The organism is Pseudomonas sp. NA-150, assembly GCF_044336365.1.
Taxonomy (GTDB): domain Bacteria; phylum Pseudomonadota; class Gammaproteobacteria; order Pseudomonadales; family Pseudomonadaceae; genus Aquipseudomonas.
This window is the reverse complement of sequence record NZ_CP172305.1, coordinates 1,274,702-1,299,286: the sequence shown is the minus strand read 5'-3', so window position 1 is coordinate 1,299,286 and position 24,585 is coordinate 1,274,702. Positions and strand designations below refer to the sequence as shown.

Here is a 24,585-nt window from a genome sequence, read left to right as displayed (position 1 = left end):
GGTAAGCATGCTAGGTTCAAGCCTTACCACCTAAACATTCGTCTCATAGGTGCTGGATATTTGCTTTGCTGCTATCTCAACTGTCATATGTTGTAGATAATACTGCTGACCGTTAGCGCCACGCGCTAACAGTTCGTCCGCCTTCATTAAAGCGACTTCGCGGAAACGCTGAAATAATTGTTGTTCATTTCTCGGGCTGGCGCTCCAACCTGCTCGCATTCTCGTTTCCAAAAAAACACCGAAATCAGAGGCATCTTCAACATAGGCAAGAATAGGAACTCCCGCGCGAAGGTAGTCAATCGATTTAGAAGGAAATGTTGGGACTTCGGCAGCTCCAGAGTTGAATACCAGACCAATATCAGCACTTGAAACGAACTGCAAATACTCGTCTCGAGGCTTCATGCCCATGTAAACAATCATGTCCTGAATGCCTAGGTGTTTGACCTCCAACAGAATATTTTCTCTCTCAGGGCCATCGCCAAAAATGTAGAAAACTGCTGGTATTTCTTGTGCTTTTGCAAACTGGGCCAACTCAATAACCTTATTGACACCACGACCTCTGACCAGTTGCCCACCAAAAACACATACCAATTCGTCGGTGAAACCTTGAGCCGTTCGAGCCGCTCGATATGATTCTGCGGATCGATACAGCACATCGTTGGGGCCCCACACACTGAGTACTCCGAGCCTATTTTCTGGTAACAGACTATAATTCTGCTTTAGGAATTCGACATTTTTTGGTGACATAGCGCCAATATAGTCGCATCGATTATAAGCGTAGTTTTCGATACGTTTAAGCACTGCCTTTATCGGCTTGGGAATCAAATTAAACTCAGAATCATAAAGCGGAAAGAAATCCCACAACACAAGATAACTCTGTACACCTCTTTTTTTATACGCATTCAAAATCGGATTCATAATTAAAGCAGGCGAAAAATTTATCACCAAATCTAATTTGATCCCCGCCAAATCCTTCAAAACCTTGGAGACAATAATTTTCGGAAAAATAAACCACTTTAAAATTTTTCCAAGGCGCCCGCTAGCAAGCTTATTTTTGGTGGCGTAAACATGTATATCTACACCTGCGATGTTCTTATAAAAGTCAGTTTCCACCTGGCCAGTCCAGTCGAGGAAAACAACTGAGACTTTGTGATCTTTACTTAACTCTCGAGCCAGACCATCAGTTAGCCATGACTGCTTGACATCAAGAGAATATTTTTGGCATAGAATCAAAATATTCACACCGCGCGCCTCTTAAAATACTGGTATACGAATACAAACATCAAAACAAAACAAAACGCATAAGTTGATATATATACACTTCCGATATCAACAGACTTACGCCCCAGCATCACATTATACAACCCAACGAATACAACCCCTTGTAGGGCCTCAAACACCAACGCCTGGCTGTACCGCCCCGCCGCTATCATCGTAAAACTACAAAACAACGCAATCGCTCTAAAATAATCACCTATTAGATACAATGGTAAATAGTTCGCGACTGCCGAGTAACCCTCACCAAAAAGCAAAGAGATTATGTATTTCCTCAGGGCGTACGTCATACACGCTCCGAGAACGAAAATGGCCGAGACACCACCGAGGTGTATCAGCCACTCTCTGAAATTGAAATTCTCCAGTTTCCGAGACAAATACGGGAGCAGAATAACAGCGCAAAACATTCCATAGAATTGCTGAATCGTGTCTGATATCTTAACCGCGGCTTGCCAATAACTGAGTTCAACAGCGCCAAAGTGCTGGCTGAAATTTTCTCGCAGCAGCATGCTGACAACCGGAATAGATACCAGCCCTACATATACAATTAGACAAAACCTGAAGACCTCGAGGAGTCGACGACTCTCAAAAAGAAACCCGAAATCAATACGTATTTTACCGTTGAACGATTTGTATAGAAATACACCCGGCAAAACATAGGACAAAGGGAGTATCCAATAAACCCAAGAACTCAGATTTAGAAAAACCAGGGTAAGAACACAAGTCACAAATAATAATGCCCCTCCTGCATTGGAGAGAACATATCTATTGGTCTTACCTTGCGCCAAGACCACAGACATCAGCACGCCACTGATGTTAGAGAGCATGAACACTGTGAGTATATAAACAATAACCCACCAAGATACCTCCTTATAAAACACGAACTGCTCAAGCTCGGACTTGAAACCAATAACAACAAGGCTCAATAGACAAAAAAATAACAACCCATAGCTAAAAGCGACCGATATCTCACGTTCGTAGGCTTGGGTACTTTTGGCTTGAGAAAGGTTTTTCACTAAGTAGTTATTTGCTCCCCCCAGCGCCAACCCAAAAACAACGGCCAAAAACGACATATACTGAGTCAGGTATCCGAACCCCGCTTCTCCAAACGTGCCTGCCAAGACCCTCAAAACAACCAGAGAACAAAGCGGCTTGAAAATAAATGAGCATCCCATATAGATTGTTTGTTTCAATTATCCACCCAATCCCATATCGGAGCTAAAATCTCGATAATACTTCAGCGTCCTTGCCTCGCCATCATTGTCTTCCCCACCCAACCACCGCTCATATACATTGAAATATGGGGTATATGGATAAAACCCTTCGCCACTCACTTCGTGTAAGTAGACGGCTAAACTCATGCACAAAAAAGCCATACCGTAAACACACCTATCAAATACGCCTTTCTTGTCGATCACCATAAAAACCAAATAGAAAAAAGGCATCAGTGCCAAATACTTCAAGCGATCATGGAAAATCGGGTACTTCCAAAACAAGAGTAAAAACACAATATATATAAAACTAAGATTCAACAGATAACGCTCCACTCTGTTGTTCCAGTCAATATTGAATAAAACAAACCCAAAGAGCCCGCCCATAAAAAACTTGTACAAAAATTCGCTCGCACTGCGCTGATATAAGTCGCCTATCTTAAGGTACAAATCGACTTTGACAGCAATAAAATTAGGCATGTATGGCGTTAGAGGCGAAAGAACGACATCAATAATATTGACTCCCGCCAGATACAAACCACTCAGTACCAACAAAACCAACGCTATGATTTTTTTCGGGATATTCAAAGATGCAGCGATCATCACGACACTTAGCATCATGGAGAAAACATGAAACAGGCACGCCAACAGAACACACAACGCCAGCTTTACTCTTTTACGCTCTAGTAGATAAATTACGCCCAATGATAGAAAAGACAACGATATTGACATCCTCAGCACCCCCATTTGAAGGACCAAGAATAACCAACAACCGTAGATCAATAATCCCTTGACAGCACCACCACCCAGATAATTATTCAATCTTATGAAGGAATATACGTTTAGCAAGCTGACTAAAACTTGCAAAAACCAAAAACCGGTGCCTAGCACCGTTAATAAATATATTAATACGGTCAACCCCACCTCGGAACCATTTTGATAACCTATTTCAAGGGCTTCCGATAGCGACGACGCTGTATTTACCCCCTCAAAAATTGTTCGATACACAAACCAATCGTATCCGGTACTATCTCTCAATCCTGCGATGAAGACGAAATAAATAAAGGCAAAGATGATCGAAAACCCTTGGGTTTTTGACTTCGCACCCAACGTTACGTCCAGCAAATAAAATGGAATCAGCAAACATATGAGAGCAATATAGAAAAACACTAAAACTCCATTTCTAGATTTTTTATCGGGTTGAACTGAGCATCGAAACAACCGTGGAGTAGGCCTGCAGACACGCTACCGCCCCAGGATTTACCGTCGACTTCCTGAGAACGTTGAATTGCCGTTTCTACACGGTTGAACTCTGCCCGCATGGTCCTACAGCCTTTGCTCAATATTTTTCTTAACCAGGCCCAAGCGCCGCTCACCGGCTAGAAAGTCAATGAGAAGGCCTCCTCTCACAGCCCGATCTGTCGCCCCAAAAATTTCCTCGAGCCCTGCAAACGCTTCCTCTTCGCCTGTCGTTGTCCGCGCGTCCCGATCAATCTCATGATATGACGCTTCAATACTTTCAACTCGGGCTTGACGCTCGTTGATGAGTGCATGGCTCACAGCAGGGTGGAACTCACCAAAACCCACTATACCGCTGACTCCTCGCGTGAAGCGAAGGGAGGTCCAGTCTGAGCCGCCAGGAGGGTTGATAAATAAATACCCAGGAAACAAAGACTCTACTACCCATTGACGCTCACCGCGGGACAACCGAGGGAAATTGCATTTAGGTCGATAAATTTTATAGTCCTGCCTTCCTAAATTTCCCTCGGCGCGGTCGTCTTGGCGCGGTTTGCACTGTACGAGGTACCAGGTTCTCCGCGGTGTCCGGTCGATAGCGTCTTCGGGAGACCCAATAGCCATACATTTACCGCCAATAGTACATCTGTTGTATGAGCTCCAGACAGTGAAGCCTCATGCCAAAATCCTGACCGCAAGCTCGACAATCGGGGAGTTCAGATTTGTTTGATGCATTATGCCCACGGCTGCCCGGCATGACCTGCCGGTGATCAATGAATCGACCACTGGACCCTTTACATTATACGTATTGATCATGGGCCAGAACGACCGGGTGAATGAGAGAAACCACACGTCTCGTTGACGTCCCTCATGGTTCACGGACAACTGCATTTGGTTCGGCATGAAACGTGCCCTCTAGGAACCACTGCGTGCTCTGTGAGAGCATGCCCAATCGCCCAGCATATCTGGACGTCCGCAACTTTCCAGCTCACAACGTTTACAAGCTATTGCTTAGTTGTGGACGGACGGAGCCCAACTGGGAGCTGACAATGTGACGAATCAAGGCAAGCATCGCGCCTAACACCAAGCCAACCAAGAGCCCTAGCACGATGATAAAGGCCTTTTTAGGCTTTATTGGACTGTCGGGTAGTTCAATCGGCCCGTCCTGGCGGTAAACCGAAACCGCGTCCGGGTTGACATTGATGGACCGGAAATAGCTTTGCTCAACCTCTAATTTTCGAAGTTTTGGGATGAATGGGTCATCCGACACCCGCTCTTCAAGGTTCTTGATTTCCGCTTTAAGCGCTTCGCTACCACGCATATAGGTCAGAGGACCATCCATATTGGCTGACACATTGGTGGTTTTAGAGGATAGATTTCCTGAAATAATGGGGGGGTTCACCAGCCCGATTGACTCAGCTACTGACAACGCCTCCTGCAATTGGGCGATTGAGTCCTCCCGCGCGTGCTTTCCGTTTTCACGTAAAATGGAGATCTGCTGCTCGATATTTCGTGCCCGAACGTCCGACTCACTCATAACGTTACCAATCATCTCCTTTAGCGCGGCTGCGTTCGCCCGATCTACGAATGATTTCAGCCATAGAGTGGCGTTGGCTGGGTCATTGCCTTGAAGTGAAATGGCATATCTGTTTGGTGAATCGGCCGTAGGAAGCCCAACGGCCAATTGTTTAGAAAATTCCGCATATAGGGCATCTTGAGATCCCTGACGCTGTGCTTCAGTCAAAGAGGGCAAGTAAATATCTGTAAAAAACGTTCTACGCAATGACTCGGCTTGCAAGTTTCTGATGAATACTTCGTACACATCTTTTACGGTATACGGGACTAGCTCAGCGTGCATTGTACGACCATAGTTGAATTCTGCAATGCCGTTTATCGTTGGAGGCAGCACGTAGGCCTTTACTTCATAGACAGGCTTGCTCAAAAATGCATAGGCGGCCGCTATCAGTATCGAAAATACCGTTACCAGCACAATGATGGCTTTTTGTGCCCATATTGAGCGCATCAGCTCGAAAAGGTCGACCTCATTGGATTGGGCAATCATCTGCGTATGTGAGTTTGGAGACACGCTGAAACCTACTTTTGTAGAAAATACGGAATGGTCAGATAAGCAAAGCGGTTGTGATCGTTGGCTAAATTTCGGGAGCTGATTTCATTCGCAACTCCTGGACCACATACGTCATTCTCTGGCGATCTAAATAATGCTTCATTTTGCCAGTTAGCACAGTGATTACAAGCCTTGACAAGTAGGACGCCCCCGATTCACAGCTCAGTTTCCCACACCTTGGCGCTCAAGACGCGGATAGCGAGCATTGAAATATCGAGTTATTGCGACAACAACCCCAATCCCCCCCCCGACGAGCAAAGACAGAATAAGAATCAATGTCTTTTGTGGCTGAACGGATTTATCTGGCAGCTCGACCTCACCGTCCTGTTGGTACACTGACACCCTGCCTGGGCTGACGATCATTCGCTTGTAAAAATTCTGTCTTATCTGCAACTCTCGCAGTTGTTCCACAAACGGGTCATTGAATTTTCGATCTTGAAGATTCTTTATCTGGGCTTTCAGCGCCTTGCTTCCTTGCATGTATACTAGCTGCCCGCCCATATTGGCAGAAACTTCGGCTGGTGTTTCACCTGAAATGATCGGCGGATTTTCCAAGCCAATAGCTTCGGCAATCCGTAAGGCTTCGCGAAACCGGGCAATAGAGTCCTTTACTGTTTTTTCCCCGCTTTCTTGCAGCGTGGAAATTTGCTGCTCCAAACTTCTGGCGCGCACCTCAGCTTCACGAGTCACATTTCGGATCATTTCTTTCTTCGCAGACCCTCCTGCTGAGACGGCATAGCCTTCGGCCCATTCGGCGGCTTGAGCAGGATCAACGCTCTTAGCAACCACTGAGTATCGGTCTGGCGTATCTTTGGTGGGCGCTACGATAGCCACTGCTTTCAAATAGTCAGCATAAAGATCCTCTTTAGGCTTTTTGCTCTGCAATTCATTAAGCGATGGAAGATAAATTTTTTCAAAAAACTCTTGGTGCAATGATGCAGATAATAAAGTTCGGGAGAATACATCGTAAACTTCTTTGACTGTGAACGGTTTTAGTTCGGTCTCGTTCGTTCTCCCGTAGTTAAACTCTGCCATATCATTGTAGGTGGGGGGGCGTAGAAAGGCCTTGGCTTCATAAACTGCATTAATTAGAAATGCGTAAGTGCCGCCGATGAGTACCGCCAGCAAAGCGATACTGATAATTAATTTCTTCTGTGCCCACAAAGAAAAAAAAAGCTTAAGAAAATCAACTTCTGCCGAAGCCCGTTGGGTACCCTTAGTATCCATCATGGAAAAAATCGGTCCTTTTTAGTAGTAATAGCCAAGCAGCCGTATTATTTAGTAGCCTGACCCTTTGTATCAGCATCAAAATAACTAAGCCCACCTTCGCTTCAAAGCAAGCTCAAGCGTCAAACCAACCGAATCGCTTTGCGCTTTTTACGCCACCGCCCAACCCCACCTAAGATGGGACCAATCACCATCCCGATCAGCAAAGCCGCTATCATCAGGACGGCAACAGAAAGCTGCGGAGCAGACCAACCCAGAAACACCAACACGACGGATTGCTGGTTTTCCAAAATGAACAAGGCCTCTGCCGAAATGACCAAGAGGCAAATTAGGACTAACATGACGCGCTTGAGGTTCCGCATCGACCACTCCTTCCGTCGGAGGCGTTAGAAGCCTTCCTCCTCGTCCTCATTAACCCGGTCGCGCAACTCTTTGCCTGGCTTGAAGTGAGGGACAAATTTTCCATCCAGGCTCACCGACTGGCCAGTCTTGGGATTACGTCCGACGCGGGGGGCCCGGTAGTGCAGGGAGAAGCTGCCAAAACCACGGATCTCGATACGATCACCGGTAGCTAGGCATTGTGACATTTGCTCGAGCATGGTCTTGATAGCCAACTCGACATCCTTGGATGATAGCAGCCCCTGATGGGTGACAATTCGTTCGATCAACTCCGACTTCGTCATATTTTTCCCTTCTTTTTCAAGCAGCTAGGTGAACCGCTTCAAAGGTTTTAGCATGACTACAAGGATTTGAACAGTCCAGGCGCGAACTTTCTGAGTACATCGGTTATCACAACCATCCTGCGTGGTCGCGAGCCATCAAACGGCCCCGATCCTGCCAACCGTTCACGCTTTCCGCCCTGTACGCGTAGGCCCAAAAGCCTATTTGACATCTTTCTTTCCGAAAACCCTCCACATGACGAATTTTTTCAGCATTTGCATCTGCGCAACAAAATATTTCGGATCGCGCCAGATATTGATAAAAATAGACTTCAAAAAATTTGTTATCAGAATCGACACAAAATAAACGTCATGAACCCTTCCAGAAAGGTTCTTTCCTGGAAGATGCGAAAGCACTTCTTCATTCATATCGCACTCAATAACGATATGGACACGTGTCTGTGAGCTTTTGTTCTCAACTGCATGCAAAAATGATGTATCCAGCGCCCAAAGTTCACCAGGGAGCATAACTACGCGTTGCTTCGACACATTGAAAAATACGTTATCGTTTGTGATCACCGGCACATGAAAACGAAGCCGTGCGTTACTCGACGCCCCCGTAAGATCTCGATGTGGATGAAGGACCGCCCCTGGGGAGAGGTAGTAAAAAACGCAGATGCCATTTTTCTCTGCCCCCAGAAAATCATAAATACCAGCCACGAATGGGTAAGTAACCGGGTCGATATCCACTTTGTGCCACTGAATGTCTTTGTACTTTCCGCCCTCGTGGACGCTGGACTTATCCTCTTCCAGAAGCAAAGCCAATTTGCTGATCTCTGCTATTTTATCAGCATCGAAAAAATCCTTTTTTACTAAAAAAGTACCCGCATTCATTTCAAACTCCTAAAATAAAACCGCCTTGGGGACACACCCAAACCCCGGACTGAACATTCTCGGCTGCATCATTATCGAATGAGACAGCTCAGTGCGGTACGACTTTGATCACCCTGCTTACTTGCAGCAGGATTTCGACACTAACCAATGCCCTAGTTTACAGCGTGTTCAGTGGCTTGGCCAAATCGGCCCGACACAAAACACCGCCGCATGCCTGACAACCCCGCTGCGCAACAGCATCAGAGCACCTAATGACAAATCACCAACATCCGCCGATTCCACCACCCAGCCGGGTTCCAGCCGAACGGGTAATCATCGGGATCCTCTTTCACATCGCTGGATTTGGCCACGACCTTGAAGCTCTCGGGCCTGCACTCCTTGGCCGCTCGGGTGTAGCAGCGGTCCCAGTCGGAGAACATTCCGGAGCACTCGATGACCAGCCCGCTCTGCCCGCGCACAGCTTTGGTCTTATGTGATGTGGCACAGCCTGCGAGGGCCAGTACGGCGAGCAAGATGAGGATAAGGCGCATGTATTCCCTTATGCAGAGTGATGCCCTGCGACAGCTCTGAGACAAGCCCAGTCTAGCCGCGTATTGAGGGGTTTGTCTGTATCGGAAATATCAGCGAGTAAGGAGGGAAATTTCCTAAGGAATAGCGGCCACAAAAAAGGGCGACCGAAGTCGCCCTTTTTCTATGGTCAATCAGAACTTAGTTCTGTTTTTCCATTTGTGCGCGCAGCAGGTCACCAATAGTGGTAGGACCCGTGCTTTCCGCAGCTTCTGGCTTGGCGCGCAGGCTTTGGATAGCTTCTTTCTCGTCTTCAACGTCTTTCGACTTGATGGACAATTGGATTACGCGGCTCTTGCGGTCAACGCTGATGATCTTGGCTTCGATCTCTTCGCCTTCTTTCAGAACGTTACGCGCGTCTTCAACGCGGTCACGGCTGATTTCGGAGGCTTTCAGGGAAGCTTCGATGTCGTCGGCCAGAGTGATGATGGCGCCTTTGGCGTCAACTTCTTTAACGATACCGCGAACGATAGCGCCTTTGTCGTTGGTCATCACGTACTCAGAGAACGGATCGCTTTCCAGCTGCTTGATACCCAGCGAGATGCGCTCACGCTCTGGATCAACCGACAGGATCACGGTGTCGAGCTCGTCGCCCTTCTTGAAGCGACGTACGGCTTCTTCGCCCACTTCGTTCCAGGAGATGTCGGACAGGTGAACCAGGCCGTCGATGCCGCCGTCCAGACCAATGAAGATACCGAAATCGGTGATCGACTTGATGGTGCCGGAGATTTTATCGCCCTTGTTGAACTGGCCAGAGAAATCTTCCCATGGGTTAGATTTGCACTGCTTGATGCCGAGGGAGATACGACGACGCTCTTCGTCGATGTCCAGAACCATAACTTCCACTTCGTCGCCGACTTGTACGACTTTCGAAGGGTGGATGTTTTTGTTGGTCCAGTCCATTTCGGAAACGTGTACCAGGCCTTCAACGCCTTCTTCCAGCTCAGCGAAGCAGCCGTAGTCGGTCAGGTTGGTAACACGAGCGGTGACGCGAGTGCTTTCTGGGTAACGAGCTTTGATAGCGACCCATGGATCTTCGCCCAACTGCTTCAGACCCAGGGAAACACGATTGCGTTCGCGATCGTACTTCAGGACTTTTACATCGATCTCATCGCCAACGTTGACGATTTCCGATGGATGCTTGATACGCTTCCAAGCCATGTCGGTAATGTGCAGCAGGCCATCGACGCCACCCAGATCGACGAATGCGCCGTAATCGGTGAGGTTTTTGACGATACCTTTGACTTGCTGACCTTCTTGCAAGGATTCCAGCAGAGCTTCGCGCTCAGCGCTGTTCTCGGCTTCAAGGACGCTACGACGGGAAACGACAACGTTGTTGCGTTTCTGGTCGAGTTTGATGACCTTGAATTCGAGCTCTTTGCCTTCCAGGTGAGTCGTGTCGCGCACTGGGCGGACGTCGACCAAAGAACCAGGCAGGAACGCACGGATGCCGTTAACGTCGACAGTGAAGCCGCCTTTAACCTTACCGTTGATAACGCCCTTGACCACTTCTTCAGCAGCGAAAGCCGCTTCCAGAACAATCCAGCACTCAGCACGTTTGGCTTTTTCGCGGGACAGCTTGGTTTCGCCAAAGCCGTCTTCGACCGCGTCCAGTGCAACGTGCACTTCGTCGCCGATCTTGATGGTCAGCTCGCCAGCGTCGTTGTGGAACTGCTCCAGCGGGATGAGGCCTTCAGATTTGAGACCGGCGTGAACCGTCACCCAACCAGCCTGGTAATCGATATCAACGATGATCGCGGTGATGATCGAACCGGCCTGAAGGTTGAGGGTCTTTAGGCTTTCTTCAAAAAGTTCTGCAAAGCTTTCGCTCATTTTAATTCCTGTTGATCAAGGGCGAAGAATACGCCCATCTGCCACGTTCCAGACAACGTGGGTTTCGTTCAAGTAAAAGAAAGCCTGTGGGACTATGACTGGTCTCCCACACGCTTCCTCTGTCATCCGGCGATATCGCGTAATGCGACTTCACTCAAGATGCGTTCCAACACCTGCTCGATCGATAATTCAGTGGAATCCAGCTGTATGGCGTCATGCGCCGGCTTGAGCGGAGCAACCGCTCGCTGGGTGTCACGCTCATCGCGGACACGTATCTCATCTAGCAGACTCGACAGACTAACATCATCACCCTTGGCCTTCAACTGCAAGTAACGACGTCGAGCACGTTCCTCGGCGCTGGCGGTGAGGAAAATCTTCAGCGGCGCGTCTGGAAACACCACTGTGCCCATGTCGCGGCCGTCGGCGATAAGCCCCGGCGCTTCCTGAAATGCACGTTGACGTTGCAGCAAAGCATCGCGCACCGCTGGCAAAGAAGCGACCTGCGAGGCCCCGCTGCCAATGGTTTCGTTACGAATGGCGTGGGTAACGTCCTCGCCTTCGAGGATGATGCGCTGACCGTGGTCATCGGTGCCGGCGCTGAACTGCACGTCCAGGTGCGCCGCCAGCAACTTCAAGGCCTCTTCGTTGGTGAGGTCGACGCCGTGGTTGCGCGCGGCGAATGCCAGCAGGCGATAAAGCGCACCGGAATCGAGCAGGCACCAGCCCAAATGTTTGGCCAGCTTGCCTGCAACCGTACCTTTACCTGAACCGCTAGGCCCATCGATGGTGATGACTGGAGCTTGAATCTTCACGACTGTGCCTCTTGTGCTACACGGATACCGACCTGAGCGCAAAGCGCGAGGAAGTTGGGAAATGACGTCGCGACATTGGCGCAATCATGGATACGGATCGGCGCCGAGGCGCGCAGTGAGGCGACACTGAAAGCCATGGCGATCCGATGATCACCATGCCCCTGCACTTCGCCGCCGGCAAACGCCTGACCGCTGCCACCCACGCCATCAATAATGATGCCATCCGGCGTCGGCTGAGCCTTTACACCCAACGCCAACAGACCATCGGCCATGACCTGGATGCGGTCGGACTCCTTGACGCGCAATTCTTCGGCACCGCGCAGGACCGTTCGTCCTTGCGCGCAGGCTGCCGCCACGAACAACACCGGGAATTCGTCGATGGCCAACGGCACCAGCGACTCGGGAATCTCGATGCCTTTAAGCTTAGCTGCCCGCACGCGCAGGTCAGCCACGGGTTCACCACCGACTTCACGCTGGTTTTCCAGGGTGATATCGGCGCCCATCAGCCGCAGGATATCGATAACGCCAGTGCGCGTCGGGTTGATGCCGACATGCTCGAGCAACAAATCGGAACCTTCGGCAATGGAAGCCGCCACCAGAAAGAACGCTGCCGAGGAAATATCGGCCGGCACTTCAATCTGGGTCGCGATCAGTTTATGCCCTGAATCAAGCGAAACCGTGCTGCCGGCAACGCTCACTGGATAGCCGAAGCCACGCAGCATGCGCTCGGTGTGGTCGCGGGTCGGCGCCGGTTCGGTCACGCTGGTGGTGCCATCAGCATAGAGCCCGGCCAGCAACAGGCAGGATTTAACCTGGGCGCTGGCCATCGGCAGGGTGTAATCAACGCCCTTGAGAACCTGGCCGCCGCGAATGGTCAGCGGCGGACGGCCCTCGGCGGCGGTCTCGATCACAGCGCCCATCTCACGCAATGGATTGGCGACGCGATTCATCGGCCGCTTGGACAGCGAGGCATCACCGGTCAGGGTGCTGTCGAAACTCTGCGCCGCCAGCAAACCAGAGAGCAGGCGCATGGAAGTGCCGGAGTTGCCCAGGTAGATCGGGCCCGGCGCGGCTTTCAAGCCATGCAGACCCACGCCATGAATAGTCACGCGCCCGTGATGCGGCCCTTCAATGACCACGCCCATGTCGCGGAACGCCTGCAGCGTCGCCAGCGCATCTTCACCTTCAAGGAAGCCCTCGACCTCGGTCGTGCCTTCGGCCAGCGAGCCAAGCATGATCGAACGATGGGAAATCGATTTATCGCCGGGCACCCGAATCCGTCCGGACACACTGCCACCGGGGCTGGCGAGAAAAATCAGATCGTTGGCATTCATTGCGTCCACATAGGCCCGACGGGCGAGGATCTTGCTGAAATGCTCACGAGCCACCCGCGCACGGGTAAACACGCCCAATAACTGATGCCCATCCCCCGCATCGACCGCGTCGCGCAAGGCGTCGAGGTCGCTACGGAACGTATCCAGGGTGCGCAACACCGCCTCGCGGTTGGCGAGAAAGATGTCGTGCCACATCACCGGATCACTGCCGGCGATCCGGGTGAAGTCGCGGAAACCGCCTGCGGCGTAACGAAAAATCTCCAGGTTCTCGTTGCGCTTGGCCAGTGAGTCCACCAGTCCGAACGCCAGCAGATGCGGCAAGTGACTGGTGGCGGCCAACACTTCATCGTGGCGCTCGACCTGCATATGCTCGACATCCGCACCCAGCTCGGACCACATACGGTCGACCAGGGCCACCGCCGTCGGATCTGTTTCATCCAGCGGCGTCAAAATCACTTTATGGCGACGGAACAGCTGTGCGTTGGACGCTTCCACCCCGCTCTGCTCGGACCCGGCAATCGGATGCCCGGGCACGAAACGCGGCGGCATTTGGCCAAACGCCAGACGCGCGGCACGCACCACTTTGCCCTTGGCGCTGCCAACGTCAGTCAGCACGGCATTGCCCAGGTCGAAGGTGGCCAACAGCGTCAGCAGTTTTTCCATCGCTAGAATCGGCACGGCCAGCAGGATGACATCAGCGCCCTGACAGGCGAGCGCCAGATCTTCCTCGCCAGCGGTCGACTACCCCCAGTTCCACCGCCAGCTTGCGCGAGTGCGGGTCCAGATCGACGCCGACCACCTCGCCACACAAGCCGCTTTCACGCAGGCCCTTGGCAAACGAACCGCCGATCAATCCCAGTCCGACCACCACCAGGCGACCGATCATAGGGCCAGCTGATTGCATTGACATGACATCAACCACGCGCCAAAACCTGGGTCAGCGCCTCGAGGAAACGCGCGTTTTCGCTGGGCAGGCCGATGCTGACCCGCAGGTGATTGGGCATGCCGTAACCACCCACCGGACGCACGATCACCCCTTCGCGCAGCAGCCCCTGATACGCCGGAGCGCCTTCGCGACCGAGGTCGATGGCGAGAAAGTTGGCCTTGGACGGAATCCAGCTCAAGCCCAGCTCGCGCAAGCCTTGTTCAAGCTGCTGCATGCCGGCTTCGTTCAGGCGACGGCTTTCGGCCACGTATTCCACGTCGTCCAGCGCGGCACAGGCCGCCGCCAGGGCAAAGCTGTTGACGTTGAACGGTTGGCGAACGCGGTTGAGCACGTCAGCCACTGCCGGCGAAGACAGGCCGTAACCAACGCGCAACGACGCCAGGCCATAGGCTTTGGAGAAGGTGCGCGATACCAGCAAGTTCGGGTAAGCGGTCAGGTAATCCAGACCGTTTGGCAGCTCGGTGCCTGCGGCGTATTCGATGTAGGCTTCGTCCAGCACCACCAGCACGTTGTCCGGCACCTTGGCCAGGAACTCAGCCAGTGCCTGCGGGCCGAACCAGGTACCGGTCGGGTTGTTCGGGTTGGCGATGAACACCACGCGGGTGTTGCTATCGATCGCCGCCAACATGGCCGGCAGGTCGTGCCCCCAGTCTTTGGCCGGCGCAACGCGAGCGTCGGCGGACACCGCTTGCGTGACGATCGGGTAGATCGCAAACGCGTGCTCACTGAACACCGCGTTCAGACCCGGCGCCAGGTACGCGCGGGCCACCAGCTCCAGAATATCGTTGGAACCATTGCCCAGCGTTACTTGGTTGACCTGCACACCACAGCGCTCGGCGAGGCGAACTTTCAGATCAAAGCCATTGCCATCCGGATAGCGCGTCAGCTCAGCCAACTCTTTTTGGATGGCAGCCAAGGCTTTCGGGCTGGCGCCCAGCGGGTTTTCGTTGCTGGCCAGTTTGATGATGCTGGCCGGATCGATGTCCAGCTCGCGCGCCAATTCGTCCACAGGCTTGCCCGGAACGTAAGGCGAAAGTTTTTGCACGCCCGGCTGTGCCAGGGCGAGGAAGTCGCCGCTCATGTAGTGCTAACCCCTTTAGAGAACCGCTTTCGGGTAGGAACCCAGCACCTTGAGTGCCACTGCTTCCTGACTGATCCGCTCCAACACCGCTTTGATCAATGGATCACGGTGGTGGCCGACGAAGTCGATAAAGAACACGTAGGTCCATTTACCGCTGCGTGAAGGACGCGTTTCGATACGGGTCAGGTCGATTCCGTTCTCATGGAAGGGCACCAGCAATTCATGCAGGGCGCCTGGTTTGTTGCTCATCGACACGATAATCGAGGTTTTGTCGTCGCCAGTCGGTGGGACTTCCTGGCTGCCGATCATCAAGAAGCGCGTGGAGTTGTCCGGACGGTCTTCGATTTTTTCCGCGATACGGGTCAGACCGTAGAGGCCTGCCGCCATATCGCCGGCAATCGCCGCCGAACTCCACTCACCTTTGACCCGCTTGGCCGCTTCGGCGTTGCTGGCAACGGCGATACGCTCGACGTTCGGGTAATGCGCGTCCAGCCACTTGCGGCACTGGGCCAGCGACTGGGCGTGGGAATAGATGCGGCTGATGCTGTCGGTTTTGGTGTTTTCACCGACCAACAGGTGGTGGTGAATACGCAGTTCGACTTCGCCACAGATGACCATGTCGTGTTCGAGGAAGCTGTCGAGGGTGTGATTGACCGCGCCTTCGGTGGAGTTTTCCACCGGGACCACGCCAAAATTCACCGCCCCGGCGGCTACTTCACGGAACACTTCGTCGATTGCAGCCATCGGCAAGCTGATCACGGCGTGACCAAAGTGCTTCATCGCCGCCGCCTGGGTGAAGGTGCCTTCCGGGCCGAGGTAAGCCACTTTCAGTGGCTGCTCAAGCGCCAGGCAGGAGGACATGATTTCGCGAAACAAGCGCGCCATTTCCTCGTTGCCCAACGGTCCTTTGTTGCGCTCCATCACACGTTTAAGCACTTGGGCTTCGCGTTCAGGACGATAGAAAACCGGCACTTCGCCTTCAGCCAGCGAGGCCATTTTCACTCGGGCAACTTCTTGCGCACAGCGGGCACGCTCACTGATCAGTTCCAGGACTTTCTCATCCAGACTGTCGATGCGTACTCGCAGTGCCTTGAGCTCTTGTTCGGACATTAACCGTGTTCCTTCTCGAACTCTGCCATGTACGCCGTCAGGGCGTTGACCCCGTGGATGTCCACAGCGTTATAGATGGACGCGCGCATGCCGCCGACGGTGCGGTGACCTTTGAGGTTAAGCAGGCCGCGGGCTTCGGCGCCGACCAGGAACGGCTTGTCCAGGCGATCATCGGCCAGACGGAACGGCACGTTCATCCACGAGCGATCGGTTTTGTTGATCGGGTTGCTGTACAGGCCGCTGGCGTCGATGAAGTCATACAGCGTGCGCTGCTTGATGTCGTTGAGCTTGCCGATGGCTTCTACGCCGCCTTGCTCTTTGAGCCATTCGAACACCAGACCGGACAGGTACCAGGCCAGGGTCGGCGGGGTGTTGTACATCGAGCCGTTATCCGCCGCGACCTTGTAGTTGAGCATGGTCGGGCACAGCGAGCGGGCATGACCCAGCAGGTCTTCGCGAATGATCACCACGACGATACCGCTCGGACCGATGTTCTTCTGTGCACCGGCGTAGATCATGCCGAATTTGGACACATCGATTGGTCGCGACAGGATGTCCGAGGACATGTCAGCGACCAACGGCACATCACCGGTTTGTGGAACCCAGTTGAATTCCAGGCCGCCGATGGTTTCGTTGGGGGCGTAGTGAACGTAGGCCGCGTCTCTCGACAGCTTCCACTCGTTCTGACCGGGGATAGCGAAATAGTCATAAGGCTTGGCGCTGGCGGCAACGTTGACGTGGCCGTAGCGGGACGCTTCTTCGATGGCTTTTTGCGACCAGATGCCGGTGTCGATGTAATCGGCGGTGGCGTTTTCTGGCAGCAGGTTCAGCGGAATCTGGGCAAATTGCTGGCTTGCGCCGCCTTGCAGGAACAGCACTTTATAGTTCGAGGGAACGTTGAGCAGATCGCGCAGATCTTGCTCCGCCTTGCTGGCAATGGACATGAACTCATCACTGCGATGACTCATTTCCATGACGGACAGGCCTTTGCCATGCCAGTCCAGGAGTTCTGCCTGGGCACGCAGCAGAACAGCTTCAGGAAGCGCGGCCGGGCCTGCGCAGAAGTTAAAAGCTCGCTTGCTCATATCCACTCTCGTCAATGCTTGGGTCTGTTCGCATGTCGTTGTCGAGGCTGATGCCCGAATCGCAGGCAAGCCAGCGCCTACAGGTCTTGCACCCATCTGTAGGAGCGGGCTTGCCCGCGATCCATACAGTGGGCTGTAGCGTTGCTTAGTCTTGCGATTCTTCTTCGTCGGACGCAGCGTCGGCTTGCAGGTCGTCGGCGGCTTCGTCAATGTCGCCGACGATCAGCACTTCGCCTTCCAGCACTTCGCCTTCTTCCAGTTCGTCGCCTTCAACTTCCGACGGCTCTTGAACCCGCTCCAGGCCGACCAGCGTTTCGTCGCTGGCCAGTTTGATCAAGGTCACGCCTTGGGTGTTACGCCCCAGGCTCGACACTTCATCAACACGGGTACGAACCAGGGTGCCTTGGTCGGAAATCAACATGATTTCCTCACCGTCCAGCACCTGGACCGCGCCGACCAGACGGCCGTTACGCTCGTTGCTGACCATGGCGATGACACCCTGACCGCCACGTTTGTACTCTGGGAACTCGGTGATCGCGGTGCGTTTGCCGAAACCACGCGCCGAAGCGGTGAGGATCTGGCTGCCTTCTTCCGGGATCAACATGGAGATCAGTTTCTGACCTTCCGGCAGACGCATGCCGCGTACACCGCGAGCGGTACGGCCCATGGCGCGCACGTCGGACTCTTTGAAACGGGTGACCTTGCCGCCGTCGGAGAACAGCATGACTTCGCGTTCACCGTCGGTGATCGCGGCGCTGATCAGTACATCGCCTTCATCCAGTTCCAGGGCGATCAGGCCCACGCTGCGTTGACGGCTGAATTGTTCCAGCGGGGTCTTCTTCACGGTACCGTCAGCGGTCGCCATGAAGATGAAGTGACCTTCGGTGTATTCCTCGACCGGCAGCATGGTGGTGATGACTTCACCCTCATCCAGCGGCAGCAGGTTGACCAACGGACGACCACGGGCCGCGCGGGACGCTTCCGGAATTTCGTAGGTCTTGAGCCAGTACACTTTGCCCTTGCTCGAGAACATCAGCAGGGTGGTGTGGCTGTTGGCGACCAGCAGGTGAGCGATGTAGTCCTCATCCTTGACGCCGGTAGCCGACTTGCCTTTACCGCCACGGCGTTGAGCCTGGTAGACGGCCAATGGCTGAGTCTTGGCGTAACCACCGTGGGAAATAGTGACCACGCGCTCTTCTTCGGTGATCAAGTCACCCAGGGTCAGGTCCAGACGTGCATCGAGAATCTCGGTGCGACGGACATCGCCGTATTCGGCGCGGATCAGCTCCAGCTCTTCGCGGATGATTTCCATCAAACGCTCGGCGCTGTTGAGAATACGCAGCAGCTCGCCGATCTGAGTCAGGATTTCCTGGTACTCGGTCAGCAGCTTTTCGTGTTCCAGACCGGTCAGGCGGTGCAGACGCAGTTCCAGAATCGCCTGCGCCTGTTCTGGCGACAGGAAGTACTTGCCGTCACGCAGACCGTACTGTGGATCAAGGTTGTCCGGACGGCACGAATCGGCGCCGGCGCGTTCAACCATTTCCACCACCGCGCTGGATTCCCACGGGGTTTCGATCAACGCGATCTTGGCTTCAGCCGGGGTCGGCGAGGCTTTGATCAAGGCGATAACCGGGTCGATGTTCGACAGGGCAACCGCTTGGCCTTCGAGCAAATGACCGCGTTCGCGGGCTTTGCGCAATTCGAAAACGGTACGGCGGGTGACCACTTCGCGACGGTGACGAACGAAGGCTTCCAGCAGGTCCTTGAGGTTCAGGATCCGCGGACGGCCGTCGATCAGCGCAACGATGTTGATACCGAACACGGCTTGCAGTTGGGTCTGGGCGTAGAGGTTGTTGAGGATCACCTCAGGCACTTCGCCACGACGCAGCTCGATCACGACGCGCATACCGTCCTTGTCGGACTCGTCGCGCAGTTCGGTAATACCTTCGAGTTTCTTCTCTTTTACCAGCTCGGCGATCTTCTCGATCAGACGTGCTTTGTTCAGCTGGTAAGGGAGTTCGGTGATGACGATCTGCTGACGGCCGCCGACCTTGTCGATGTCTTCGACAGTGGAGCGGGCGCGCATGTAAATGCGACCACGGCCGGTGCGGTAGGCTTCGACGATACCGGCACGACCGTTGATGATCGCGGCGGTCGGGAAGTCCGGACCGGGGATGAACTGCATCAGTTCATCGATGGTGATGTCGGCGTTGTCGATCAGCGCCAGGCAACCGTCGATGACTTCACCGAGGTTGTGCGGCGGAATGTTGGTCGCCATGCCCACGGCGATACCGCTGGAGCCGTTGACCAACAGGTTGGGAATACGGGTCGGCATGACCGCGGGGATCAGTTCGGTGCCGTCGTAGTTCGGCACCCAGTCCACGGTTTCTTTGTGCAGGTCAGCCAGCAGCTCGTGCGCCAGCTTGGTCATGCGCACTTCGGTGTATCGCATGGCCGCAGCGTTGTCGCCGTCGACCGAACCGAAGTTGCCCTGGCCGTCTACCAGCAGATAGCGCAGGGAGAATGGCTGAGCCATCCGTACGATGGTGTCGTAAACAGCAGTGTCACCGTGCGGGTGATACTTACCGATCACGTCGCCGACCACACGGGCAGATTTCTTGTACGGCTTGTTCCAGTCGTTACCCAGTTCGCTCATCGCAAACAGAACGCGCCGATGCACGGGCTTCAAGCCATCACGCGCATCAGGCAGGGCCCGACCAACGATGACGCTCATCGCGTAGTCGAGGTAGGACTGTTTCAGCTCGTCTTCGATATTGACCGGGAGGATTTCTTTGGCCAGTTCGCCCATGAGAAGCCTGATTCCTTTTTCTGGTGAAACTTCGTCACATCCATGCGGGACGAACGAAGTCCGCCACTGCGGGCATTTGCCCTGCAGCGACTTACGACAAATCTACGAGTTGTGGCATGGATCTGCGCAGTAAACGCAACCGCATCGCGACACACTGGAAACCGCCGAATGTTATCACAATCGCGATCAGGGACCTATCCCTTGAAAGCCTGCCGAACCACTAATCGACCAATGATCGGCCTTTATAGCGCCTCTGAGGGGCTTTCACAGCTGATCGCTCCGTGTCGCTGCACAATTTTCCTGTAGGAGCTGCCGAAGGCTGCGATCTCGAGGCCGGAAGGCCGTTCCGGCCTTATCGCAGCCTGCGGCAGCTCCTACAGGGGGTGTATGCACTATTAGTGCAGGCGCTTACGGCACATCAATTGGGCCATTTTCGCGGTGTCGGGGCGTTCGACGATGCCTTTTTCGGTGACGATGACATCGATCAGGTCAGCCGGGGTGACGTCGAACACCGGGTTGAATGCATCGACGTCGGCGCCGACGCGCTGGCCGCCGACTTCCAGCAGTTCACGGCCGTCACGCTCTTCAATCGGGATGTCTTCGCCGCTGGCCAAGGCCATGTCAATCGTGGAACTAGGCGCCACCACCATAAACCGCACGCCGTGGTGCATCGCCGCGACGGCCAGTTGGTAAGTGCCGATTTTGTTCGCCACGTCGCCATTGGCGGTGATGCGGTCGGCGCCGACGATGACCCAGGTGATGCCCTTGGTGCGCATCAGGTGCGCGGCGGCCGAGTCAGCGTTGACCGTGACGGGGATGCCTTCGTTGGCCAGTTCCCACGCGGTCAGGCGCGAGCCTTGCAGCCAGGGACGGGTTTCATCGGCGTAGACACGCTCGATCATGCCTTCCAGATACGCCGCGCGAATCACCCCCAATGCAGTGCCGAAGCCACCAGTGGCCAGTGCACCAGTGTTGCAGTGGGTCAGCACGGTTTGCAGGTTGCCCTGGTGCTTGCGGATCAGATCGGCACCGAGCTGGGCCATGGTCAGGTTGGCTTCACGATCGCTCAGGTGAATCGCCACCGCTTCGGCTTCCAGCGCCTCAATGGGCGATTCAGTACCCTTCAAACGCTGCAAGCGTTCACGCATGCGGTTCAACGCCCAGAACAGATTGACTGCCGTAGGCCGCGATTCCGCGAGCAAACTGAAATCTTCTTCCAGTGCTGCTTTCCAGTCGCCACCCGCAGCAAACCGGGCACGCGCCGCCAGCACGAGGCCATACGCAGCACTGATGCCAATCGCCGGCGCACCGCGCACGACCATCGAGCGAATCGCCTCGGCCACGCCCGCTGCCGTGGTATAGGCAAACCAGGTTTCTTCGAACGGCAATACGCGCTGGTCGAGTAAATGCAGGGCGTCATCCCGCCAATCGATGGCTTTCACCTTCTCCGCAGCCAATAGTCGATCGCGCATCTCACACCCCTTTCTTATATAGAAAGCCACAAGAATCAAAAGCCGCCGATTATAGCGAGCCGCCCGCGAAGACGCTCGGGTATACTTCGCCGTCCCCATATCGATGCATCTGGATGCCTGCCATGCCCAACACCGCTGCCCCGCTCGACCTCCTGTTACTGCCCACCTGGCTGGTACCGGTCGAACCCGCTGGCGTGGTGCTCAAGGAGCATGGGCTGGGTATTCGCGATGGCCTTATCGTTTATATCGGCCCGCGTGCCGAGGCGCTGAAGCTCGCGGCAGCGGAAGTTCGTGAACTGCCCGGTATGTTGCTCAGCCCTGGCCTGATCAACGCCCACGGCCATGCGGCGATGACGCTGTTCCGTGGCATGGCCGATGATTTGCCGCTGATGACCTGGCTGGAACAACACATCTGGCCCGCTGAAGGCCGCTGGGTCAATGAAGATTTCGTCCGTGATGGCACCGATCTGGCCATCGCCGAACAGTTGAAAGGCGGCATCACCTGTTTCTCTGACATGTATTTCTACCCGCAAGTTGCCAGCGAACGCGTGCACAACAGCGGCATTCGCGCGCAAATCACCGTGCCAGTGCTGGACTTCCCGATCCCCGGCGCGCGCACCACGGATGAAGCGCTGCACAAGGGCGTCGAGCTGTTCAACGACCTCAAGCATCACCCGCGGATCAAAGTCGCCTTCGGCCCCCACGCGCCGTACACCGTCAGCGATGAAAACCTGGAGAAGATCCGGGTGCTCGCCGATGAGCTGGACGCGATGATCCACATGCACGTGCATGAAACTGCCTTCGAAGTCGATCAGGCCGTAGCACAGAACCAGGAACGACCGTTGGCCCGACTACAGCGTCTCGGCCTGTTGAGCCCGCGCTTCCAGGCCGTGCACATGACCCAGATCAACGAGGAAGACCTGGCCCTGCTGGTAGAAAGCAACGCCAGTGTGATCCATTGCCCGGAATCGAACCTGAAACTGGCCAGCGGCTTTTGCCCGGTGGAGCGCCTGTGGCAGGCCGGGGTCAATGTCGCGGTCGGCACCGACGGCGCGGCGAGCAACAACGACCTGGACCTGCTCGGCGAAACCCGTACCGCTGCCCTGCTGGCCAAGGCTGTCGCCGGCTCGGCTACCGCACTGGACGCCCATCGCGCCCTGCGCATGGCCACACTGAACGGCGCCCGGGCCATGGGTATCCAGGGCGAAACCGGCTCGCTGGAGCTGGGCAAGGCTGCGGACATCGTCGCCTTCGACCTGTCCGGGCTGGCGCAACAACCGGTTTATGATCCGGTCTCACAGCTTATTTATGCCACGGGCCGCGATTGCGTCGCCCATGTCTGGGTCGCCGGCAAACAGCTGCTCGAAAACCGGCGCCTGACGCGAATGGATGAAAACGCCTTGTGCGAGACCGCCAAGGCCTGGGGCCTGCGCATCTCGGGGCAAACAGAATAAAGATCGTGCAAGCACTGACGCTTGAACGGATCGCCGGCTTTATCAAGGTTTAGGGGAACACTCATGAGCAACGTCGACCACGCAGAAATCGCTAAATTCGAAGCCTTGGCGCATCGCTGGTGGGACCGCAACAGCGAGTTCAAACCGCTGCATGACATCAATCCGTTGCGGGTCAACTGGATCGACGAGCGGGTCAATCTGGCCGGCAAGAAGGTCCTCGACGTCGGTTGCGGCGGCGGCATTCTCAGCGAAGCCATGGCCCTGCGTGGCGCCACAGTGACCGGCATCGACATGGGCGAAGCACCGCTGGCGGTGGCGCAGCTGCATCAGCTGGAGTCTGGGGTGACGGTCGAATACCGGCAGATCACTGCCGAAGACCTCGCTGATGAAATGCCGGAGCAGTTCGACGTGGTGACCTGCCTGGAAATGCTCGAGCACGTTCCGGACCCGTCGTCGGTGATTCGCGCCTGCTTCCGCATGGTCAAACCGGGCGGCCAGGTGTTTTTCTCCACTATCAACCGCAACCCCAAGGCGTACCTGTTCGCCATCGTCGGCGCCGAGTACATCATGGGCCTGCTGCCGCGCGGCACCCACGATTTCAAGAAGTTCATCCGCCCGTCCGAACTGGGTGCCTGGAGCCGCGAAGCCGGCTTGCAGGTCAAGGACATCATCGGCCTGACCTACAACCCGCTGACCAAGCATTACAAGCTGGCGTCCGACGTCGACGTCAACTACATGATCCAGACACTGCGAGAGGCTTGATCCCATGCGCTTGAGAGCGGTTCTTTTCGACATGGACGGCACGCTGCTCGATACCGCGCCGGACTTCATCGCCATCTGCCAGAGCATGCTGGCCGACCGTGGCTTTCCAGCGGTGTCGGACAAGCTGATTCGCGATGAGATCTCCGGGGGCGCCAAGGCCATGGTCGCCGCGACCTTCGCCCTGTCGCCGAACGAGCCGGAATTCGAAGCCCTGCGCCTGGAATTTCTTGAACGCTATCAAGTCGCCTGCGCCGTACACAGCAAGCTGTTCGACGGCATGGCCGAGCTGCTGACCGATATCGAGAAGGCTGGCCTGATCTGGGGCGTGGTGACCAACAAGCCGGTGCGCTTTGCGCAGCCAATCATGGAGCAGTTGGGCCTGGCCGAGCGCTCGGCGCTGCTGATTTGCCCCGACCATGTGACCCACAGTAAGCCACACCCCGAGCCATTGATACTCGCCTGCCGCATGCTCGATCTCGACCCGGCCAGCGTGCTGTTCGTGGGTGATGACCTGCGCGATATCGAGTCCGGCCGCGATGCCGGGACCAAGACCGCTGCCGTGCGTTATGGCTACATCCACCCGCACGACAATCCGGATCACTGGGGTGCGGACGTGGTGGTCGATCATCCGCTGGACCTGCGGCGGGTGTTGGATAATGCGCTCTGTAGTTGCTGATTTTTTGGGCGCCTGCC

General features: G+C 54.8%; 20 protein-coding genes and 1 pseudogene. 3 read left to right on the top strand and 18 right to left on the bottom strand.

What is annotated here, in order from left to right; translation table 11 throughout:
- Positions 1-30: 30 nt before the first annotated feature.
- The 18 genes and pseudogenes from ACF0H7_RS06240 to mtnA form a co-directional block, all read right to left on the bottom strand.
- A complete protein-coding gene (locus ACF0H7_RS06240; protein ID WP_397451916.1) occupies positions 31-1,242 on the bottom strand; it encodes a glycosyltransferase family 4 protein in 1,212 nt (403 codons plus the stop codon).
- Positions 1,239-2,468 carry an oligosaccharide flippase family protein gene (locus tag ACF0H7_RS06235; RefSeq protein ID WP_397451915.1) on the bottom strand — a complete coding sequence of 410 codons (1,230 nt, stop codon included), beginning with the start codon at positions 2,466-2,468 and terminating at the stop codon, positions 1,239-1,241. Before ACF0H7_RS06235 ends, ACF0H7_RS06240 begins: the two co-directional genes overlap by 4 nt.
- Entirely contained in the window at positions 2,469-3,656 is a 1,188-nt protein-coding gene (locus ACF0H7_RS06230; protein WP_397451914.1) for an EpsG family protein, read from the bottom strand. It lies immediately after the preceding gene.
- Positions 3,657-3,812: 156 nt separating this feature from the next.
- Positions 3,813-4,346, bottom strand: a complete 534-nt coding sequence (locus tag ACF0H7_RS06225; RefSeq protein WP_397451913.1) for a transcriptional activator RfaH — start codon at positions 4,344-4,346, stop codon at positions 3,813-3,815.
- A 373-nt stretch (positions 4,347-4,719) separates the two neighbouring features.
- Positions 4,720-5,808 (bottom strand): LPS O-antigen chain length determinant protein WzzB, encoded by a 1,089-nt coding sequence (locus tag ACF0H7_RS06220; RefSeq protein WP_397451912.1) that lies wholly within the window; start codon positions 5,806-5,808, stop codon positions 4,720-4,722.
- Between the two features lie 201 nt (positions 5,809-6,009).
- A complete protein-coding gene (locus ACF0H7_RS06215) occupies positions 6,010-7,077 on the bottom strand; it encodes a Wzz/FepE/Etk N-terminal domain-containing protein (protein ID WP_397451911.1) in 1,068 nt (355 codons plus the stop codon).
- Between the two features lie 119 nt (positions 7,078-7,196).
- Positions 7,197-7,436 (bottom strand): lipopolysaccharide assembly protein LapA domain-containing protein, encoded by a 240-nt coding sequence (locus ACF0H7_RS06210; RefSeq protein WP_397451910.1) that lies wholly within the window; start codon positions 7,434-7,436, stop codon positions 7,197-7,199.
- Positions 7,437-7,460: 24 nt separating this feature from the next.
- Positions 7,461-7,757 (bottom strand): integration host factor subunit beta, encoded by a 297-nt coding sequence (gene ihfB / locus ACF0H7_RS06205; protein ID WP_002554561.1) that lies wholly within the window; start codon positions 7,755-7,757, stop codon positions 7,461-7,463.
- Positions 7,758-7,955: 198 nt separating this feature from the next.
- On the bottom strand, positions 7,956-8,627 hold the full coding sequence (locus ACF0H7_RS06200) for an aspartyl/asparaginyl beta-hydroxylase domain-containing protein (protein WP_397451909.1): 672 nt from the start codon (positions 8,625-8,627) through the stop codon (positions 7,956-7,958).
- A gap of 248 nt (positions 8,628-8,875) precedes the next feature.
- Positions 8,876-9,157, bottom strand: coding sequence for a hypothetical protein (locus ACF0H7_RS06195; protein ID WP_397451908.1), 282 nt, complete (start codon positions 9,155-9,157; stop codon positions 8,876-8,878).
- Positions 9,158-9,335: 178 nt separating this feature from the next.
- Positions 9,336-11,027, bottom strand: a complete 1,692-nt coding sequence (gene rpsA / locus ACF0H7_RS06190; protein WP_397451907.1) for a 30S ribosomal protein S1 — start codon at positions 11,025-11,027, stop codon at positions 9,336-9,338.
- 122 nt (positions 11,028-11,149) lie between these two features.
- Positions 11,150-11,839, bottom strand: coding sequence for a (d)CMP kinase (gene cmk / locus ACF0H7_RS06185; protein ID WP_397451906.1), 690 nt, complete (start codon positions 11,837-11,839; stop codon positions 11,150-11,152).
- Positions 11,836-14,059: pseudogene (locus tag ACF0H7_RS06180) on the bottom strand (bifunctional prephenate dehydrogenase/3-phosphoshikimate 1-carboxyvinyltransferase). The gene cmk and the pseudogene ACF0H7_RS06180 overlap by 4 nt, the downstream one beginning before the upstream one ends.
- 28 nt (positions 14,060-14,087) lie before the next feature.
- Complete coding sequence (gene hisC / locus ACF0H7_RS06175; RefSeq protein WP_397451905.1) at positions 14,088-15,200, bottom strand: histidinol-phosphate transaminase; 1,113 nt, start codon at positions 15,198-15,200, stop codon at positions 14,088-14,090.
- A 15-nt stretch (positions 15,201-15,215) separates the two neighbouring features.
- Positions 15,216-16,310, bottom strand: coding sequence for a prephenate dehydratase (gene pheA / locus ACF0H7_RS06170; RefSeq protein WP_397451904.1), 1,095 nt, complete (start codon positions 16,308-16,310; stop codon positions 15,216-15,218).
- Positions 16,310-17,395 (bottom strand): 3-phosphoserine/phosphohydroxythreonine transaminase, encoded by a 1,086-nt coding sequence (serC, locus tag ACF0H7_RS06165; protein ID WP_397451903.1) that lies wholly within the window; start codon positions 17,393-17,395, stop codon positions 16,310-16,312. Before serC ends, pheA begins: the two co-directional genes overlap by 1 nt.
- A gap of 145 nt (positions 17,396-17,540) precedes the next feature.
- Positions 17,541-20,204: a DNA gyrase subunit A gene (gene gyrA / locus ACF0H7_RS06160; protein ID WP_397451902.1), complete on the bottom strand. Its 2,664-nt coding sequence runs from the start codon at positions 20,202-20,204 to the stop codon at positions 17,541-17,543.
- A gap of 395 nt (positions 20,205-20,599) precedes the next feature.
- Positions 20,600-21,676, bottom strand: coding sequence for an S-methyl-5-thioribose-1-phosphate isomerase (gene mtnA / locus ACF0H7_RS06155; RefSeq protein WP_397451901.1), 1,077 nt, complete (start codon positions 21,674-21,676; stop codon positions 20,600-20,602).
- Positions 21,677-21,798: 122 nt separating this feature from the next.
- Between mtnA and ACF0H7_RS06150 the strand changes: the two genes are divergently transcribed.
- The 3 genes from ACF0H7_RS06150 (at position 21,799) to mupP (ending at position 24,568) form a co-directional block, all read left to right on the top strand.
- Positions 21,799-23,130: a TRZ/ATZ family hydrolase gene (locus ACF0H7_RS06150; protein ID WP_397451900.1), complete on the top strand. Its 1,332-nt coding sequence runs from the start codon at positions 21,799-21,801 to the stop codon at positions 23,128-23,130.
- A gap of 63 nt (positions 23,131-23,193) precedes the next feature.
- Entirely contained in the window at positions 23,194-23,892 is a 699-nt protein-coding gene (ubiG, locus tag ACF0H7_RS06145; protein WP_397451899.1) for a bifunctional 2-polyprenyl-6-hydroxyphenol methylase/3-demethylubiquinol 3-O-methyltransferase UbiG, read from the top strand.
- 4 nt (positions 23,893-23,896) lie between these two features.
- The gene (mupP, locus tag ACF0H7_RS06140) at positions 23,897-24,568 is read left to right on the top strand and encodes an N-acetylmuramic acid 6-phosphate phosphatase MupP (protein WP_397451898.1); all 672 of its coding nucleotides are present in this window, start codon (positions 23,897-23,899) and stop codon (positions 24,566-24,568) included.
- Positions 24,569-24,585 lie beyond the last annotated feature (17 nt).

Coding starts and splice junctions, on each gene's coding strand:
- gyrA (WP_397451902.1), bottom strand. CDS start 20,204: ATGGGCGAACTGGCCAAAGAAATCCTCCCGGTCAATATCGAAGACGAG.
- pheA (WP_397451904.1), bottom strand. CDS start 16,310: ATGTCCGAACAAGAGCTCAAGGCACTGCGAGTACGCATCGACAGTCTG.
- mupP (WP_397451898.1), top strand. CDS start 23,897: ATGCGCTTGAGAGCGGTTCTTTTCGACATGGACGGCACGCTGCTCGAT.
- hisC (WP_397451905.1), bottom strand. CDS start 15,200: ATGAGCGGCGACTTCCTCGCCCTGGCACAGCCGGGCGTGCAAAAACTT.
- ACF0H7_RS06150 (WP_397451900.1), top strand. CDS start 21,799: ATGCCCAACACCGCTGCCCCGCTCGACCTCCTGTTACTGCCCACCTGG.
- mtnA (WP_397451901.1), bottom strand. CDS start 21,676: ATGCGCGATCGACTATTGGCTGCGGAGAAGGTGAAAGCCATCGATTGG.
- ACF0H7_RS06210 (WP_397451910.1), bottom strand. CDS start 7,436: ATGCGGAACCTCAAGCGCGTCATGTTAGTCCTAATTTGCCTCTTGGTC.
- ACF0H7_RS06195 (WP_397451908.1), bottom strand. CDS start 9,157: ATGCGCCTTATCCTCATCTTGCTCGCCGTACTGGCCCTCGCAGGCTGT.
- serC (WP_397451903.1), bottom strand. CDS start 17,395: ATGAGCAAGCGAGCTTTTAACTTCTGCGCAGGCCCGGCCGCGCTTCCT.
- ubiG (WP_397451899.1), top strand. CDS start 23,194: ATGAGCAACGTCGACCACGCAGAAATCGCTAAATTCGAAGCCTTGGCG.
- rpsA (WP_397451907.1), bottom strand. CDS start 11,027: ATGAGCGAAAGCTTTGCAGAACTTTTTGAAGAAAGCCTAAAGACCCTC.
- ACF0H7_RS06215 (WP_397451911.1), bottom strand. CDS start 7,077: ATGATGGATACTAAGGGTACCCAACGGGCTTCGGCAGAAGTTGATTTT.
- ACF0H7_RS06225 (WP_397451913.1), bottom strand. CDS start 4,346: ATGGCTATTGGGTCTCCCGAAGACGCTATCGACCGGACACCGCGGAGA.
- ACF0H7_RS06200 (WP_397451909.1), bottom strand. CDS start 8,627: ATGAATGCGGGTACTTTTTTAGTAAAAAAGGATTTTTTCGATGCTGAT.
- ihfB (WP_002554561.1), bottom strand. CDS start 7,757: ATGACGAAGTCGGAGTTGATCGAACGAATTGTCACCCATCAGGGGCTG.